The sequence below is a fragment of the Pseudescherichia sp. AS216 genome, from assembly GCF_037152055.1.
GTDB lineage: Bacteria > Pseudomonadota > Gammaproteobacteria > Enterobacterales > Enterobacteriaceae > Pseudescherichia.
Map to the genome: position 1 here is coordinate 17,610 of NZ_JBBCMV010000001.1, position 15,178 is coordinate 32,787.

General features: G+C 58.5%; 13 protein-coding genes and 1 pseudogene. 10 read left to right on the plus strand and 4 right to left on the minus strand.

The genetic code is table 11. The features are described from left to right. The first annotated feature begins 8 nt into the window (after nt 1-8). Together WFN61_RS00085 and WFN61_RS00090 are read left to right on the plus strand one after the other, a co-directional pair. Nucleotides 9-2,660, plus strand: a complete 2,652-nt coding sequence (locus WFN61_RS00085) for a DUF2339 domain-containing protein (protein WP_337037031.1) — start codon at nt 9-11, stop codon at nt 2,658-2,660. Beyond that, nucleotides 2,660-4,027, plus strand: a complete 1,368-nt coding sequence (locus WFN61_RS00090; RefSeq protein ID WP_337037034.1) for a DUF3999 family protein — start codon at nt 2,660-2,662, stop codon at nt 4,025-4,027. The genes WFN61_RS00085 and WFN61_RS00090 overlap by 1 nt, the downstream gene beginning before the upstream one ends. A gap of 90 nt (nt 4,028-4,117) precedes the next feature. Here WFN61_RS00090 and WFN61_RS00095 read toward each other — a convergent pair whose 3' ends face one another. Both WFN61_RS00095 and acpH read right to left on the minus strand, forming a co-directional pair. Next, nucleotides 4,118-4,720, minus strand: coding sequence for a peroxiredoxin C (locus WFN61_RS00095; RefSeq protein ID WP_042391568.1), 603 nt, complete (start codon nt 4,718-4,720; stop codon nt 4,118-4,120). A 76-nt stretch (nt 4,721-4,796) separates the two neighbouring features. Next, complete coding sequence (gene acpH, locus WFN61_RS00100; protein ID WP_144814491.1) at nt 4,797-5,378, minus strand: ACP phosphodiesterase; 582 nt, start codon at nt 5,376-5,378, stop codon at nt 4,797-4,799. Between the two features lie 93 nt (nt 5,379-5,471). Here acpH and queA point away from each other — a divergent pair, with 93 nt between their 5' ends. The 6 genes and pseudogenes from queA to WFN61_RS00130 all read left to right on the plus strand — a co-directional run. Further along, complete coding sequence (gene queA / locus WFN61_RS00105; protein ID WP_042391570.1) at nt 5,472-6,542, plus strand: tRNA preQ1(34) S-adenosylmethionine ribosyltransferase-isomerase QueA; 1,071 nt, start codon at nt 5,472-5,474, stop codon at nt 6,540-6,542. Nucleotides 6,543-6,595: 53 nt separating this feature from the next. Beyond that, on the plus strand, nt 6,596-7,723 hold the full coding sequence (gene tgt / locus WFN61_RS00110) for a tRNA guanosine(34) transglycosylase Tgt (RefSeq protein ID WP_144814488.1): 1,128 nt from the start codon (nt 6,596-6,598) through the stop codon (nt 7,721-7,723). 22 nt (nt 7,724-7,745) lie between these two features. Then, nucleotides 7,746-8,078, plus strand: a complete 333-nt coding sequence (gene yajC, locus WFN61_RS00115) for a preprotein translocase subunit YajC (protein WP_012904809.1) — start codon at nt 7,746-7,748, stop codon at nt 8,076-8,078. Between the two features lie 27 nt (nt 8,079-8,105). Beyond that, nucleotides 8,106-9,953, plus strand: coding sequence for a protein translocase subunit SecD (gene secD, locus WFN61_RS00120; protein ID WP_144814485.1), 1,848 nt, complete (start codon nt 8,106-8,108; stop codon nt 9,951-9,953). 10 nt (nt 9,954-9,963) lie between these two features. Next, nucleotides 9,964-10,935, plus strand: a complete 972-nt coding sequence (gene secF, locus WFN61_RS00125; RefSeq protein ID WP_144814482.1) for a protein translocase subunit SecF — start codon at nt 9,964-9,966, stop codon at nt 10,933-10,935. Between the two features lie 152 nt (nt 10,936-11,087). Next, nucleotides 11,088-11,561, plus strand: a pseudogene (locus WFN61_RS00130) (helix-turn-helix transcriptional regulator); the annotation flags it as partial. 87 nt (nt 11,562-11,648) lie between these two features. Here WFN61_RS00130 and WFN61_RS00135 read toward each other — a convergent pair. Beyond that, nucleotides 11,649-12,533, minus strand: coding sequence for a nucleoside-specific channel-forming protein Tsx (locus WFN61_RS00135; RefSeq protein WP_144814472.1), 885 nt, complete (start codon nt 12,531-12,533; stop codon nt 11,649-11,651). 301 nt (nt 12,534-12,834) lie between these two features. Further along, entirely contained in the window at nt 12,835-13,374 is a 540-nt protein-coding gene (locus WFN61_RS00140; RefSeq protein WP_144814469.1) for a DUF3251 domain-containing protein, read from the minus strand. Nucleotides 13,375-13,528: 154 nt separating this feature from the next. Here WFN61_RS00140 and nrdR point away from each other — a divergent pair, with 154 nt between their 5' ends. Both nrdR and ribD read left to right on the plus strand, forming a co-directional pair. Next, nucleotides 13,529-13,978, plus strand: a complete 450-nt coding sequence (gene nrdR / locus WFN61_RS00145; protein ID WP_103821628.1) for a transcriptional regulator NrdR — start codon at nt 13,529-13,531, stop codon at nt 13,976-13,978. A gap of 4 nt (nt 13,979-13,982) precedes the next feature. Further along, nucleotides 13,983-15,110 carry a bifunctional diaminohydroxyphosphoribosylaminopyrimidine deaminase/5-amino-6-(5-phosphoribosylamino)uracil reductase RibD gene (ribD, locus tag WFN61_RS00150; protein ID WP_312176683.1) on the plus strand — a complete coding sequence of 376 codons (1,128 nt, stop codon included), beginning with the start codon at nt 13,983-13,985 and terminating at the stop codon, nt 15,108-15,110. Nucleotides 15,111-15,178 lie beyond the last annotated feature (68 nt).

Genomic DNA, 15,178 nt, shown 5'->3' on the forward strand with positions numbered 1-15,178 from the left:
GTAAAACCATGGATGAGCTTTTGCTGGTTGCCGGTCTTGTTCTCTTTCTCGCCCTGATCGTCGCCCCTGCGCTGGCGATCGGAGCATGGCGAAAAAGCAGCGATACGCAGCGGGAACTGGGCATATTGCGTGAACGGCTGACGGCGCTGGAGCAGCAGCTGGCGGGGCAGGTGAGTGCACCTTCCCCGCAACCGTTGTCTGAGGAGATAGCGGAGCCGGAACCTGCTCCTGTCATTGTGCCTGCGGCAGAACACCCCATCGTCGATCCCTGGGCTGCGCAAACGGCGTTGCCTGAGCCGGTCGCCGTCACCGAGGTGGCGACCAGCACTCCCCTGGCCGATGAACCGCGCGGCGGCATGATCTCCTCGCTGGTCAGCTGGTTTATGCGTGGTAACCCGCTGGCGAAACTCGGCATTCTGTTGCTGTTCTTCGGGCTGGCGTTTTTATTTCGCTATTCCGTCGAGCGCGATCTGTTCCCGCTGGAGCTGCGCCTCTGCGTGGCAGCATTGGCGGCGGTGGTGCTGCTGGCGCTCGGCTGGCGACTGCGCCACAAACAGCCGGTGTATGCGCTGATTTTGCAGGGCGGTGCTACCGGCGTGCTCTACCTCACGGTATTTGGCGCGTTCCGCCTCTGGCAAATGCTGCCGATGACGCTGGCGTTTGCCTTGCTGCTGCTGATCTGTGCGGTAAGCGTCGGGCTGGCGGTATTGCAGCGCGCCTTAAGTCTCGCCATGCTCGCCAGCCTCGGTGGCTATCTCGCGCCGCTGCTGCTCTCTACCGGCGGCGGCAGCCATATCGGGCTGTTTTCATTCTATCTGCTGCTCTCCTGCGGCATTCTGGCCATCAGCGTCTGGCAGCACTGGCGGGTGCTTAATCTGCTTGGTCTGCTCTTTACCTTTGGCGTCGGTGGGGTATGGGGACTTTATAGCTATCAGCCTGCGTTTTACCTCAGTTGCCAGCTGTTCCTGATCGCCAATATTGTGCTGTTTGGCGTGCTGAGCGTCGGGCTGTCGCTGCGCGCGCAGGGTGGCGGCCAACGTATTCTTGACGGTGTGCTGCTGCTCGCCCCGCCGCTGATCGGTTTTGGCATGCAGTACGTCCTCACTCAGGATTTCACCTTTGGCCCGGCGTTTTCCGCGCTCGGGTTTGGCGCGTTTTATCTGCTGCTGGCGTGGCTGGTGCTGCGGCGTAAACCCGAACTCGGGCGGCCGCTGGTGCTGGCCGCGCTGGCGCTGGGCGGGGCGTTTGTCACGCTGGCGATCCCGCTGGCGCTTTCTGCGCGCTGGACGTCGATGGCCTGGGCGCTGGAAGGACTGGGCATTCTCTGGCTTGGCGTACAGCAACAGCAACGGCGGATGAGCTACAGCGGCACCGGTTTACTGCTGCTGGCGGTGTGCAGCGCGCTATGGGCGATACAGGATACGCTGCCAGCGCTGTCGCAACTGATGATTTTTGCGGTGCTGAGCCTGACATGGATCGCCGCCGCCTGGCTGTGGCGCGGCCTCAACACGCAGGGCAGCTATGGCCTGCTGGCGGGCGGCATTATCTTCTGGCTGCTGGCCCTGCACGGGCTGTCGGCGCTGACCTTAAGCCGGTGGATGAACGATCTGCCGGGCCTGCTGGCGCTCACCGCCCTGAGCGTCCATGGCTGGCGGTGGGCCGCGCAACGGTTGCGCTGGCGCCCGTTCAGCTATAGCGTCTGGCTGCTGTGGCCTTTGATGCTGGCGACGCTGGTCTGGCAGATCGCCGCCCAGGGCGCAATCTTCAGCGCTGGCTGGCAAAATCTCGCCTGGGGTGTTGCGCTACCGTCTGCGTTCTGGCTGCTGCATCAACAGCGCACGCCGCCTGTGCCTTATCTTTCGCAGGGAGTGCACCTGTCGCTGTTCTGGATGATTGTCACCGCGCTCGCGGCAGAGCTGTGGTGGTATATCGATACGCTGTCGTGGGGCATGTTCCCGTGGCAGGCGGGGTTGGCGATGACGTCGGCGGCAGCGACGATCTTGCTGGTGCGCGCCGGGCTGAAACGTTCGTTGTGGCCGCTACGCGTCTGGCCGCAGTGGTACGGCACGCTGGCGCTGGCCCCCATGGGCCTCTTCCTGCTGGTGATGCTGCTGCTGACCAATATCGATGATGGCGTGGTGATGGGGCAGGGCTACCGGCCGTTGCTTAATCCGCTGGAAGAGGGGGCCGCCTTTGCCTTAATGGCGCTGCTCGCGCTGGCGCGGTTGTGCGCCCGCTATTTCCCCGTGCAGGGACGTGAGATCCATAAACGTGTGCCGCTGCTGCTGGCAGGGCTTGCCTTCTGGTGGCTGAACGGCCTGCTGTTGCGCAGCCTTGCGTGGTATGGCGGGATCGACTGGTCGATAAGCGCGCTGTGGTCGTCCCGGCTGGTACAGACCTGTTTCGCGCTGTTCTGGATGCTGGTGGCGCTGCTGGTGATGCTGCGTGCCGCCAGGCAGGTATCGCGGCGTGAATGGCTGTGCGGCGCAGCGCTACTTGGGGTGGTGATTGTGAAACTGATGCTGGTAGACAGCGCTGGCGGCGGCGGACTGGCCCGTGCGGTTGCCTTTATCGGCGTGGCGGTACTGGTGCTGATCGTAGGCTATTTCTCACCGCTGCCGCCTCGGGTACAACAGACGCATAACGAGGAACAAGGATAATGACGATCGTCAGACGGATACTTTTTTGTGCGTTGCTCGGCGCGGCGCTGCCGGCCTGGAGCCAGGATGCCACCCCGGAAACGCCGCAGGATTATGCCTGGGGCGCGGCGCTGGCGACGTCGGCAGCGTCACCGCTGTATCAGGTGAGGCTGCCGGAGCGTATTTATACTGACAGCGTTGCGCCCGATCTGCGCGATGTGCGGGTCTTCAATCAGCAGGGGCATGCGGTGCCTTTTACGCTGATCCCGGCGGTGCAGAAACAGACGCCGCCGCGCACGCTGCCGCTGCGCCTGTTCGCCCTCGAACCGGTGCCGGATAATAGTGCCGCGTCAGAAAATTTGTGGCTACGTTCGCAGGACGGCATTGAAATCCGCCTTGATGGCGAAGGCAAAAAGAGGGTGAGTAAAAGCTACCTGTTAACTCTGCCTGAAACGCAAAAAGACGAATTTCCGCTGTCGCAGCTGAAGCTGACATGGAACGCCGTACCTGCTAACTGGCAGGCACGGACAGATGTGTTCGTCAGCAGCGATCTGAAAAACTGGACGCTGTATGGCCGCGATATGCCGCTGATGGATCTGACCTCCGGCAGCGACCGCCTGCTGCTGAATACCCTGGATTTCACTGCCTCAGTCTATCCGACGGAGATGCGTTATGTTCTGGTGGTGTTCAATGATGCCGCGCATGCGCCGACGCTGACCGGCGCGACGGCAGTAGAGCAAATTTACAGCGATGCGGCGGTAAATATCCCTCTAAACGCGGTGGCGAAAACCGTCTCTTCGTCGGTGCAGGAGTTCTCCTGGCAACAGCCACAGCCGCTGGTGTCAGTGGTGATCGAAGCTCGGCAAGAGCGCGTGCTGCCGCTGGCGATCGAGTACCGCAGCGAGGCAAAGGCCGCGTGGCAGCCGCTGGCGAAAAGCGTAATCTATCAACTGAACGGTCACTCCTCTGAGCCGCTGCCCACCGGCGGGATGGTGCAGGCGATCCGCGTGACGGCGGTTAACGGCCAGCTTGAGGACGGCATCGCCCAGGTGACCGGCGAGCGGGCCAGCCAGACGCTGATCTTCAACGCCCAGGGCAAAGGGCCGTTTTTACTGGCGTGGGGTAATGGTGCCGCGCAACCGCAGGCAATGGATGTCGATATGCTGGTACCCGCCGCGCTGCGCCAGGCAAACGCAGATATACCGTACGCGTTGGTAGAGGATCGCATTGTGCTGGGAGGTGATGCACGGTTGACGGCAGTGGATCCGGCGTTGCAGCAAAGCCAGTGGAAGAGAATGCTGGTGTGGGCGGCGCTGGTGCTGGGCGTGCTGGTGCTGATCTGGGTGGGGCTGGGCATCTGGCGCGAAGTGCGGCAGAAGTCAGCATAAAAATGCCGGGCGGCAGTGACGCCTTGCCCGGCCGAGAGTCTGTGAAGCAATAGCAGGCCTGGTAAGCGCAGCGCCACCAGGCAACACGGCTTACAGGCTGGTGAGGTGTTCGCTGAGGAACTTCGCCACGCCGTCCGGAGAGGCGTTCATTCCCTCTTTACCTTTTTCCCACTGGGCAGGGCACACTTCGCCGTGCTCTTCGTGGAACTGTAATGCGTCAACCATACGCAGCATTTCGTCGATGTTACGGCCTAAAGGCAGATCGTTCACTACCTGATGGCGCACGATGCCCGCTTTATCGATCAGGAAGGATCCGCGCAGGGCGACGCCCTCATCCGGATGCTCAATGCCGTAGGCTTTCTGCACTTCGCGTTTGATATCCGCCACCATGGCGTACTTCACCGGGCCGATACCGCCCTTTTCGACTGGAGTATTACGCCAGGCGTTGTGGACAAATTCAGAGTCAAATGAGACGCCAACCACTTCGACGCCGCGCTGCTGGAACTCTTCGTAGCGTTTATCGAAAGCGATCAGCTCAGACGGGCAGACGAAGGTAAAGTCCATCGGCCAGAAGAAGAGAACGGTGGCTTTGCCTGCGGTGTGCTGTTTGAAGTTAAACTTCTCAACGATTTCACCGCTGCCTAATACCGCTGCGGCGGTAAAGTCCGGGGCCGGACGCGTGACCAGAACCATATTAAATCTCCTTTTAATAATCAGGTTATTTAGCGCAACGCGGCCAGTATAAAAGGGCGTAAAGAGAACGCAATGCTTAAAGCTGCTTATTTTGCGCCTGATCCATCATGCGCGGATAGAACTGCCAGAACAGCTTCTCCAGCGCCGGATAGTGGGCATCCAGATCGTGCCAGGAGTCACGCAGGGCGTCGAGGCGGGGACGGCGATTTGCCATACCGTTTAGCACCCGCTGGATAAACGCCATCTCGCCATAGCGCTCCAGCCAGTTTTCCGACCACAGGTAGTTATTGAGGTTAACAAACTGCGGCGGCGATTCCGGCAGAATGGTCGCTACCTGCGCGCGGGCGTAGCGGACAAACGCCGGCAGCGGCTGCTCGGGGGAGATCTGCGCCCAGTGGCGGGAGAGGAAGTGATCCCACATGACGTCCAGCGTAATGGGCGCGACGCGGCGGGTCTCTGCACGAAACCATGCCTTGGCCTCGCGGACCTCCGGCAGCCCGTCGGTGAGGACATCCACGCGGCGGTGCATACGAATGCCCTCTACCACCTCGTTAGCGTAGGTGCCGTCGGGGTTACCGCGCACGAAATCGGCGAGCAAATTACCTGGCAAAGAACTCTCTGCGAGGTAAGCCAGGTGTAAATGAGCAAGAAAATTCATCGTCTATTCTTTATCCACAGGCGGGTAACGGTTGCAGGGAGCACGCCCCGGCACTAGACTACCCGCCTCTTAATTATGTCTTGAGTTAGCGTCATGCGTGTTGCCGATTTTTCCTTTGAACTACCTGAATCCCTGATTGCCCACTATCCGCAGCCTGAGCGTAGCAGCTGTCGTTTGCTGTCGCTTGACGGGCCGACGGGGGCGCTGACGCATGGTACTTTCACCGATCTGCTCGATAAGCTCAACCCGGGCGATCTGCTGGTGTTTAACAACACTCGCGTCATCCCGGCCCGCCTGTTTGGCCGTAAAGCCAGCGGCGGTAAGATTGAAGTGCTGGTCGAACGTATGCTCGATGATAAACGTATTCTGGCACATATTCGCGCCTCTAAAGCGCCAAAGCCGGGGGCAGAGCTGCTGCTGGGTGACGATGAGAGCATCCAGGCCACCATGGTAGCGCGTCACGATGCGCTGTTTGAGGTGGAGTTTAACGATGCGCGCCCGGTACTGGATATCCTCAACGCCATCGGCCACATGCCGCTGCCGCCCTATATCGACCGTCCTGATGAAGACGCTGACCGGGAGCTGTACCAGACCGTCTACAGTGAAAAGCCAGGTGCGGTTGCCGCCCCGACGGCGGGCCTGCACTTCGACGAGCCGCTGCTGGCCGCGCTGCGCGAGAAGGGCATTGAACAGGCCTTTGTCACCCTGCACGTGGGCGCGGGGACCTTCCAGCCGGTGCGGGTCGACAGCATTGAAGACCACATCATGCACTCGGAGTATGCCGAAGTGCCGCAGGAGGTGGTTGACGCCGTGCTGGCCGCAAAAGCGCGCGGCAATCGCGTGATCGCCGTGGGAACAACCTCCGTACGCTCGCTGGAGAGCGCGGCCCAGGCGGCGAAGAGCGATCTTATCGAACCCTTCTTTGGCGATACGCAGATCTTTATCTACCCGGGCTATCAGTACAAGGTGATCGACGCGCTGGTGACCAACTTCCACCTGCCGGAGTCGACGCTGATTATGCTGGTGTCGGCATTTGCGGGGTATCAGCATACGATGAATGCCTATCACGCTGCCGTAGAAGAGAAATATCGCTTTTTTAGCTACGGCGACGCGATGTTTATCACGTACAATCCTTCCGCTATTCATGAGCGTGTCGGGGAATAAGTCCGCGACACCGGTTTAAACGTCAGACTGTTTTTCTGATGCTGGAGAGTTAAGTGAAATTTGAACTTGATACCACCGACGGTCGTGCGCGTCGCGGCCGCCTGGTGTTCGATCGTGGCGTTGTTGAGACGCCTGCTTTTATGCCCGTGGGTACCTACGGCACGGTAAAAGGCATGACCCCGGAAGAGGTTGAAGCCACCGGCGCACAGATCCTCCTCGGTAACACCTTCCACCTCTGGCTGCGTCCTGGCCAGGAGATCATGAAGCTGCACGGCGATCTGCACGACTTTATGCAGTGGAAAGGGCCGATTCTTACCGACTCCGGCGGCTTCCAGGTCTTTAGCCTCGGCGATATTCGTAAAATCACCGAAGCGGGCGTGCACTTCCGCAACCCGATCAACGGCGATCCGATCTTCCTCGATCCGGAAAAATCGATGGAGATCCAGTACGATCTCGGATCCGACATTGTGATGATCTTCGACGAGTGCACGCCGTACCCCGCCGACTGGGACTACGCCAAGCGCTCAATGGAGATGTCCCTGCGCTGGGCGCAGCGCAGCCGCGATCGCTTCGACTCGCTGGGCAACAAAAACGCGCTGTTCGGGATTATCCAGGGCAGCGTTTACGAAGATTTACGCGATATCTCAGTCAAGGGTCTGGTAGAGATTGGCTTTGATGGCTACGCTGTCGGCGGTTTGGCTGTGGGTGAGCCGAAGGAAGATATGCACCGCATCCTGGAGCATGTCTGCCCGCAGATCCCGGCAGATAAACCACGTTACCTGATGGGCGTAGGGAAGCCGGAAGATCTGGTCGAGGGCGTGCGTCGCGGCATCGATATGTTCGACTGCGTCATGCCAACGCGTAACGCGCGTAACGGTCACCTGTTTGTCACGAACGGCGTCGTAAAAATCCGTAATGCGAAGTACAAAAGCGATACGGGTCCGCTGGATGAAGAGTGTGATTGCTATACGTGTCGCAATTATTCGCTCGCTTACTTGCATCATCTTGATCGTTGCAACGAAATATTGGGCGCGCGCCTCAATACCATTCATAACCTGCGTCACTATCAGCGCTTAATGGCTGGTTTACGTAAGGCTATCGAAGAGGGTAAATTAGAGAGCTTCGTGACCGATTTCTATGAACGTCAGGGTCGACCGGTTCCACCTTTGAACGTTGATTAATTTTAATAATGAGGGAATTTAAATGAGCTTTTTTATTTCTGATGCTGTAGCGGCAACAGGTGCACCGGCGCAGGGTAGCCCGATGTCTCTGATCCTGATGCTGGTCGTCTTCGGTCTGATCTTCTACTTCATGATCCTGCGCCCGCAGCAGAAACGCACCAAAGAGCACAAAAAGCTGATGGACTCCATCGCCAAAGGTGATGAAGTGCTGACTAACGGTGGTCTGGTTGGCCGCGTAACCAAAGTAGCGGAAACCGGCTACATTGCTATCGCGCTGAACGACACCACTGAAGTGGTTATCAAACGTGACTTCGTAGCTGCCGTTCTGCCGAAAGGCACCATGAAGGCGCTGTAATCTACTGTTTTCCCAAAGGGAACTGCCGTGTTAAACCGTTATCCTTTGTGGAAGTACATTATGCTGGTCGTCGTCATTGTCGTCGGCCTGCTTTACGCACTTCCCAACCTGTATGGTGAGGATCCGGCTGTTCAAATCACTGGCGCGCGCGGCGTCGCCGCCAGTGAGCAAACGCTGATCCAGGTCCAGAATACTTTACAAGAACAAAAAATCACCGCTAAGTCTGTGGCACTGGAAGAGGGTGCGATCCTTGCCCGCTTTGACTCCACCGATACGCAGCTGCGCGCCCGTGAGGCGATGATGAGCGTATTGGGCGATAAGTACGTTGTGGCGCTGAACCTTGCTCCCGCTACCCCGCGCTGGCTCTCCATGCTGAAAGCGGAGCCGATGAAACTCGGCCTCGACCTGCGTGGTGGCGTGCACTTCCTGATGGAAGTGGATATGGACACCGCGCTCGGCAAGCTCCAGGAGCAGAACATGGACAGCCTGCGCAGCGATCTGCGCGAGAAGGGCATTGCCTACACCAACGTGCGTAAAGAAGATAACTACGGCATGAGCATCGTGTTCCGCGACAGCGCGGCACGTGACGCAGCCATCTCTTATCTGACTCCGCGCCACCGCGATCTGGTTATCAACACCCAGGGCGGCAATGCGCTGCGTGCGGTAATGACCGATGCACGCCTGAGCGAAGCCCGCGAGTACGCGGTGCAGCAGAACATCAACATTCTGCGCAACCGTGTTAACCAGCTGGGCGTTGCTGAGCCGCTGGTGCAGCGTCAGGGCGCTGACCGTATCGTCGTCGAGCTGCCGGGTATTCAGGACACCGCGCGCGCGAAAGAGATTCTGGGCGCGACCGCCACGCTGGAGTTCCGTCTGGTTAATACCAATGCGGACAGCTCCGCAGCTGCATCAGGCCGCGTGCCGGGCGACTCGGAAGTGAAGCAGATGCGCGAAGGGCAGCCGGTTGTGCTGTACAAACGCGTTATTCTGACCGGGGATCACATCACCGACTCCACCTCCAGCCAGGATGAGTACAATCAGCCACAGGTTAACATCTCGCTGGATAGCGCCGGTGGTAACATCATGTCTAACTTCACCAAGGACAACATCGGCAAGCCGATGGCGACCCTGTTTGTGGAGTACAAGGACAGCGGTAAGAAAGATGCCAACGGTCGTGCCGTGCTGGTGAAGCAGGAAGAGGTGATTAACATCGCCAACATCCAGTCTCGCCTCGGCAACAGCTTCCGCATCACCGGCATCAACAACCCGAACGAAGCGCGTCAGCTCTCGCTGCTGCTGCGTGCAGGTGCGCTGATAGCCCCCATCCAGATCGTTGAAGAGCGCACCATTGGCCCAACCCTGGGGATGCAGAACATTCAGCAGGGTCTGGAAGCGTGTCTGGCGGGCCTCGCTGCCTCCATCATCTTCATGATCTTCTTCTATAAGAAGTTTGGTTTGATCGCGACCTCTGCGCTCATTGCCAACCTGGTGCTGATCGTCGGCGTGATGTCTCTGCTGCCGGGGGCAACCCTGACCATGCCGGGTATCGCGGGGATCGTCTTAACCCTTGCGGTGGCGGTGGATGCCAACGTGCTGATCAACGAACGTATCAAAGAAGAGTTGAGCAACGGCCGTTCGGTTCAGCAGGCGATCGACGAAGGGTACAAAGGCGCGTTTAGCTCCATCTTTGATGCTAACGTCACGACGCTTATCAAGGTCATCATCCTGTATGCCGTAGGCACCGGGGCAATTAAAGGCTTTGCGATTACTACCGGTATCGGTGTGGCGACGTCAATGTTTACCGCCATCGTCGGTACACGTGCCATCGTAAACCTGTTGTACGGCGGCAAACGCATCAACAAGCTGTCTATCTGAGGAGTGCGTTGTGGCACAGGAATATACTGTTGAACAATTGAACCACGGGCGTAAAGTCTATGACTTTATGCGCTGGGATTACTGGGCTTTCGGCATCTCCGGACTTCTGCTGATCCTGTCGATTATCATTATCGGCGTGCGCGGCTTTAACTGGGGTCTCGACTTCACCGGCGGTACGGTCATTGAAATCTCGCTGGAAAAGCCGGCCGATATGGACATGATGCGTGACGCGCTGCAGAAAGCCGGTTTTGAAGATCCGCTGTTGCAGAACTTCGGCAGCAGCCGTGACGTGATGGTGCGCATGCCGCCTGCCGAAGGGGCAACCGGTGGTCAGGCGCTGGGCAGCAAAGTGGTGAGCGTCATTAACGAGGCCACCCACCAGAACGCGGCGGTAAAACGCATCGAGTTCGTGGGGCCAAGCGTCGGTGCCGATCTGGCACAGAACGGTGCAATGGCGCTGCTGGTAGCGCTGATCTCCATCCTGGTTTACGTCGGCTTCCGCTTTGAGTGGCGTCTGGCGGCGGGGGTGGTTATCGCACTGGCGCACGACGTGATCATTACCATGGGCGTGCTGTCGCTGTTCCAGATCGAAGTGGATCTGACCATCGTGGCATCGTTGATGTCCGTTATCGGCTACTCGCTGAACGACAGCATCGTGGTTTCCGACCGTATTCGTGAGAACTTCCGCAAAATCCGTCGCGGGACGCCTTACGAGATCTTTAACGTGTCGCTCACCCAGACGCTGCACCGTACCTTGATCACCTCAGGCACCACCTTAGTGGTGATCCTGATGCTCTACCTCTTCGGTGGCGCAATGCTGCAGGGCTTCTCGCTGACCATGCTGATCGGTGTGTCCATCGGTACGGCATCGTCCATCTACGTGGCTTCGGCACTGGCGCTGAAGCTTGGGATGAAGCGTGAGCATCTGCTGCAGCAGAAGGTAGAGAAAGAGGGGGCGGATCAGCCGTCAATTCTGCCGTAATACAACGTATTTAGCGTTATCGAAGTCCCGGTCAATTGACCGGGATTTTTTTTGCCCGCTCCTGACAAACACTCCTGACAGTATGCTGTCAGGAGCCCTGTCGTAGACTCTTTCCGAACCCAAACAACAGGCAGGAGGAAGTATGAAAAGCGCTGATGCTGACCAACAAAGAGTCCGAGGCGCTGATGGTGACGATTCGCCTGCTCAAAACCTGGGGCGGAGAGTCGTTATCTCGCGAGCTAGAATCGGCTCAGGAGAAGGTGCTGGCTATACTGCCGGAGGAGAGCAGACGCAAGGCAGAGCAGACGCGTATCTATGCGCCGGATATTGCGCTTCAGCCCCATTCGCGCAGTGGCTTTGACGTGATCCATCAGGCTATTTCTACTCAGCACGTGCTGAGGCTACATTATCGTGATGAGGCAGGGCAGCTCTCCTGCCGTGAGGTGCAGCCGCTTGGTCTGTTCTTCTGGGGGGAGCACTGGCTGCTGGCTGCGTGGTGCGAACGGCGCGATGACTACCGCTGTTTCCGGCTCGACAGGTGTCTTAACATTGCGCTGATGGAGAGACGATTCAGCGAAAGTGCAGACAGATCGCTGACGGATTTTTTGCGAAAAGTGAAGCAGTAAAAAGCCGGGTGGCGGCTTCGCCTTACCCGGCCTACATTCGGAGCCCAGGCCCGGTAAGCGCAGCGCCACCGGGCGGATCCGTACAGGTTAGAAGTTGTAACCTGCTACCAGGTAACCACCCCAGCCGGTAGAGCGGACGTTGAAGTTGCCGCTGCCGAAGTTCAGGCTCGCATCGTCGTTCCACTGACCACCGTTGTGCCAGTAACGCGCCACCACCGAGTAGTGCCAGTGATCGTAGTTCAGGGCCAGAATGTGGCTGGAGGCAATAGAGTCGTTGGTACGGGCCTGCATACCGTTCAGATCGCGGAAATCTTTGTCGCCCAGATCGGAACCCCAGTCAAAGTTGGTGAAGCCGATATAGCTCAGCTGGCCGCCCCACAGCTGGGTGATTGGCACAAAGTATTTCACCTTGAAGCGGTAGCCATCCCACTCGTTCTCGTTCGCCGCTTCGTAGTTCTGCCACTGGTATTTGGCATAGACGTTCAGGGAGAGGCTCATCGGCAGGCCGGTATCGATATCCGTACCCAGACCCATGTACCAGGTGCTCTGACGACCCGCTTCGTTACGGCCCATGTCGTAGATGTAGTTGTTCGCGAAGTACCACTCTTTGAACGGACCAAATGCCAGGCTGGTATCGGTCAGCTTGTCGATAGAGAAGCGCGGTTCAATCTCCATAAACAGCGGGGAGCCGTGGTTCCAGATACCCTTCGCGGTGCTGTTGCCACCGAAGAAGACTGGCGCATCCATGTAGCCATAGAAATCAAACCAATCTTTCTTGGCGAACGCTTCGTACTCCAGGTAGGTATCGTTACGGATAGTGGGTCCGAAACGGGTATGGTAGCTGCCTACCACGTTAACGCTCTGATGCCACCAGTCGGAGACGAATTCGCTGTTGCTGGTTTCGGCCGCATTAACGGCGAAGGTGGAGGAGAGCGCAAGTGCCGCACCGGCGACGAGTAAAGTTTTTTTCATATGTATGCCACTGATTGAAGTCCCTGACGGGATCGAAAGAACGCTGTTGATGCTTTTCAAAATGTTTCGTATTTCTGCGGGCCTATTATAAGTTTCCTTGCTCACAAAAATATGTGTTGTTTCACATATCCATCATTTACGTAATCGATTGCGTTCACGTTTGCGTAGATAAAACGGGGCGATTGTACTGGCAATCTGCGGCATTGCCAATATTTGAGGTTTGTAAGAGGAGGTAAAAAGGTGTGAACGAGGCAAAAGGGCGACGCTGCGCCCTTACAGAAAGTAACGGAGTATGACGCTACTACATATTGGCTGGCTGAATATCATGAATGCGGATAAAGCCAAGCTGCTCGGGGGTGATGCCGTTGAGCTGTAGCGGGACGCTGACGTCGCTCGGCGCGAGGGTGCTGGCCGGGGCGCTGATCAGCTGGTTCTGAACGTTAACTTCCTGCGGATTTTCGGTGGTACCCTGAATCTGTCCCCACTCAACCGTGCCGCTAAAGGCTGGCAGCGGGGTGTTCGATTCACCCTGGATGAGCAGTGTCAGGCGCGTGCCGCCAGCGTTGGGGGCGATATCCTTCAGCGACATACGCAGCGTACCGAGCTGGCTCTTCAGGCGCGCCGGGGTATTGGCTCCCGGCAGCAGGTAGACGCCGCTCTCCGACCTGGCGTTCAGGCTGTTCTGCTGGGTGATCTTCACCGTCTCCTGATTAAGCTTGCTCATCTCTTTGTTGAGCGTGCTCACGCTCTGATGCAGCTGGCGCACCTCGCTCTGCTGGGCGCAGGCGCTAAGGGTAAACAGACTCCCCAGCAGGGCGAGCTTCAGATAACGTCTTGTCATGATAACGGTTTCCTTAAACGAGTTATTGCTAGTAAGGGTAGATCGTTCGGACACGCTTCGCATCAATCCTTTATCCCAAAAGTGCTGATGCCTTTGTTGTCGCGGCATATCAGGTTAAAATAGATTTCAGTTAATTTTATCTTCAGGACGCCGTATGCATTGCCCATTCTGTTTCGCCGTGGATACCAAAGTAATTGACTCTCGCCTGGTGGGCGAAGGCTCCTCCGTTCGTCGTCGTCGCCAGTGCCTGGTGTGCAACGAGCGTTTTACGACCTTCGAAGTGGCAGAGCTGGTGATGCCGCGCGTGGTGAAAAGCAACGAGGTCCGCGAGCCGTTTAACGAAGACAAATTACGCAGCGGCATGCTTAAAGCGCTGGAGAAACGCCCGGTCAGCGCTGACGACGTTGAGATGGCCCTTAACCATATCAAATCCCAGCTGCGGGCCACGGGGGAACGCGAGATCCCCAGCAAGATGATTGGCAACCTGGTGATGGAGCAGCTCAAGAAGCTCGATAAAGTAGCCTATATCCGCTTTGCCTCTGTCTACCGCAGCTTTGAAGATATCCGCGAATTCGGCGAAGAGATCGCCCGCTTACAGGACTAGGCTAATGCTGGATGATAAGCAGGACGACAAGCAGGACGAAATGTACATGGCCCGTGCGCTGAAGCTGGCACAGCGCGGGCGCTACACCACCCATCCTAATCCAAACGTGGGCTGTGTCATTGTGAAAGAGGGCGAAATCGTCGGGGAAGGGTTCCACTTCCGTGCTGGCGAGCCGCATGCCGAGGTGCACGCCCTGCGCATGGCGGGGGAGCGTGCCCGCGGTGCCACCGCCTACGTGACGCTGGAGCCATGCAGCCATCATGGCCGGACACCACCGTGCTGCGAGGCGTTGATTAACGCTGGCGTCGCCCGCGTGGTCGCAGCGATGCAGGATCCCAACCCGCAGGTGGCGGGGCGAGGGCTGTACCGTCTCGCCCAGGAGGGAATCGAGGTCAGCCACGGTCTGATGATGAGCGAGGCGGAGCGACTTAACCGCGGCTTCCTCAAGCGCATGCGTACCGGCTTCCCCTATATTCAACTTAAGCTCGGCGCGTCGCTGGACGGGCGCACGGCGATGGCGAACGGCGAGAGCCAGTGGATCACTTCGCCCGAGGCGCGCCGGGACGTTCAACGTCTGCGCGCCGAGAGCCACGCGATATTAACCAGCAGCGCCACGGTGCTGGCGGACGATCCAGCTCTGACCGTTCGCTGGGACGAGCTGGGTGCCGACACCCAGGCGCGCTATGCCCAGGCGGATCTGCGCCAGCCGGTGCGCATCGTCGTCGACAGCCAGAACCGCGTGACGCCGGCGCATCGTCTTGTTCAGCAGCCGGGCGAAACCTGGTTTGCCCGTACTCGCGCCGACGAGCGCCAGTGGCCGGACGGCGTGCGCCACATCCTGGTGCCTGAACATAACGGCCATCTCGATCTGGTCTCAATGATGATGCTGCTGGGACGTCAGCAGATTAACAGCATCTGGGTAGAGGCGGGCGCGCAGATGGCGGGCGCGCTGCTGCAGGCCGGGCTGGTGGACGAGCTGATTGTCTATCTGGCACCGAAGCTATTAGGCAGCGAGGCGCGCGGCCTCTGCGTTCTGCCAGGGCTTGAGAGCCTGGCGGCCGCGCCGCAGCTCAAGTTCACTGAAATACGTCAGGTAGGCCCGGATCTGTGCCTGCATCTGATCCCCGCGTAGTGCGCTCGTAAAAGGGAAGCAGTGCGTAAAATAGTATGATAAAATCCGCCCCCCTGCGGGGGCTATAT

Bases quoted from the DNA above. Each gene is read 5' to 3' on its own strand.
- WFN61_RS00135 (WP_144814472.1), bottom strand. From the start codon at position 12,533: ATGAAAAAAACTTTACTCGTCGCCGGTGCGGCACTTGCGCTCTCCTCC.
- queA (WP_042391570.1), top strand. From the start codon at position 5,472: ATGCGTGTTGCCGATTTTTCCTTTGAACTACCTGAATCCCTGATTGCC.
- WFN61_RS00095 (WP_042391568.1), bottom strand. From the start codon at position 4,720: ATGGTTCTGGTCACGCGTCCGGCCCCGGACTTTACCGCCGCAGCGGTA.
- WFN61_RS00140 (WP_144814469.1), bottom strand. From the start codon at position 13,374: ATGACAAGACGTTATCTGAAGCTCGCCCTGCTGGGGAGTCTGTTTACC.
- acpH (WP_144814491.1), bottom strand. From the start codon at position 5,378: ATGAATTTTCTTGCTCATTTACACCTGGCTTACCTCGCAGAGAGTTCT.
- nrdR (WP_103821628.1), top strand. From the start codon at position 13,529: ATGCATTGCCCATTCTGTTTCGCCGTGGATACCAAAGTAATTGACTCT.
- WFN61_RS00085 (WP_337037031.1), top strand. From the start codon at position 9: ATGGATGAGCTTTTGCTGGTTGCCGGTCTTGTTCTCTTTCTCGCCCTG.
- ribD (WP_312176683.1), top strand. From the start codon at position 13,983: ATGCTGGATGATAAGCAGGACGACAAGCAGGACGAAATGTACATGGCC.
- yajC (WP_012904809.1), top strand. From the start codon at position 7,746: ATGAGCTTTTTTATTTCTGATGCTGTAGCGGCAACAGGTGCACCGGCG.
- WFN61_RS00090 (WP_337037034.1), top strand. From the start codon at position 2,660: ATGACGATCGTCAGACGGATACTTTTTTGTGCGTTGCTCGGCGCGGCG.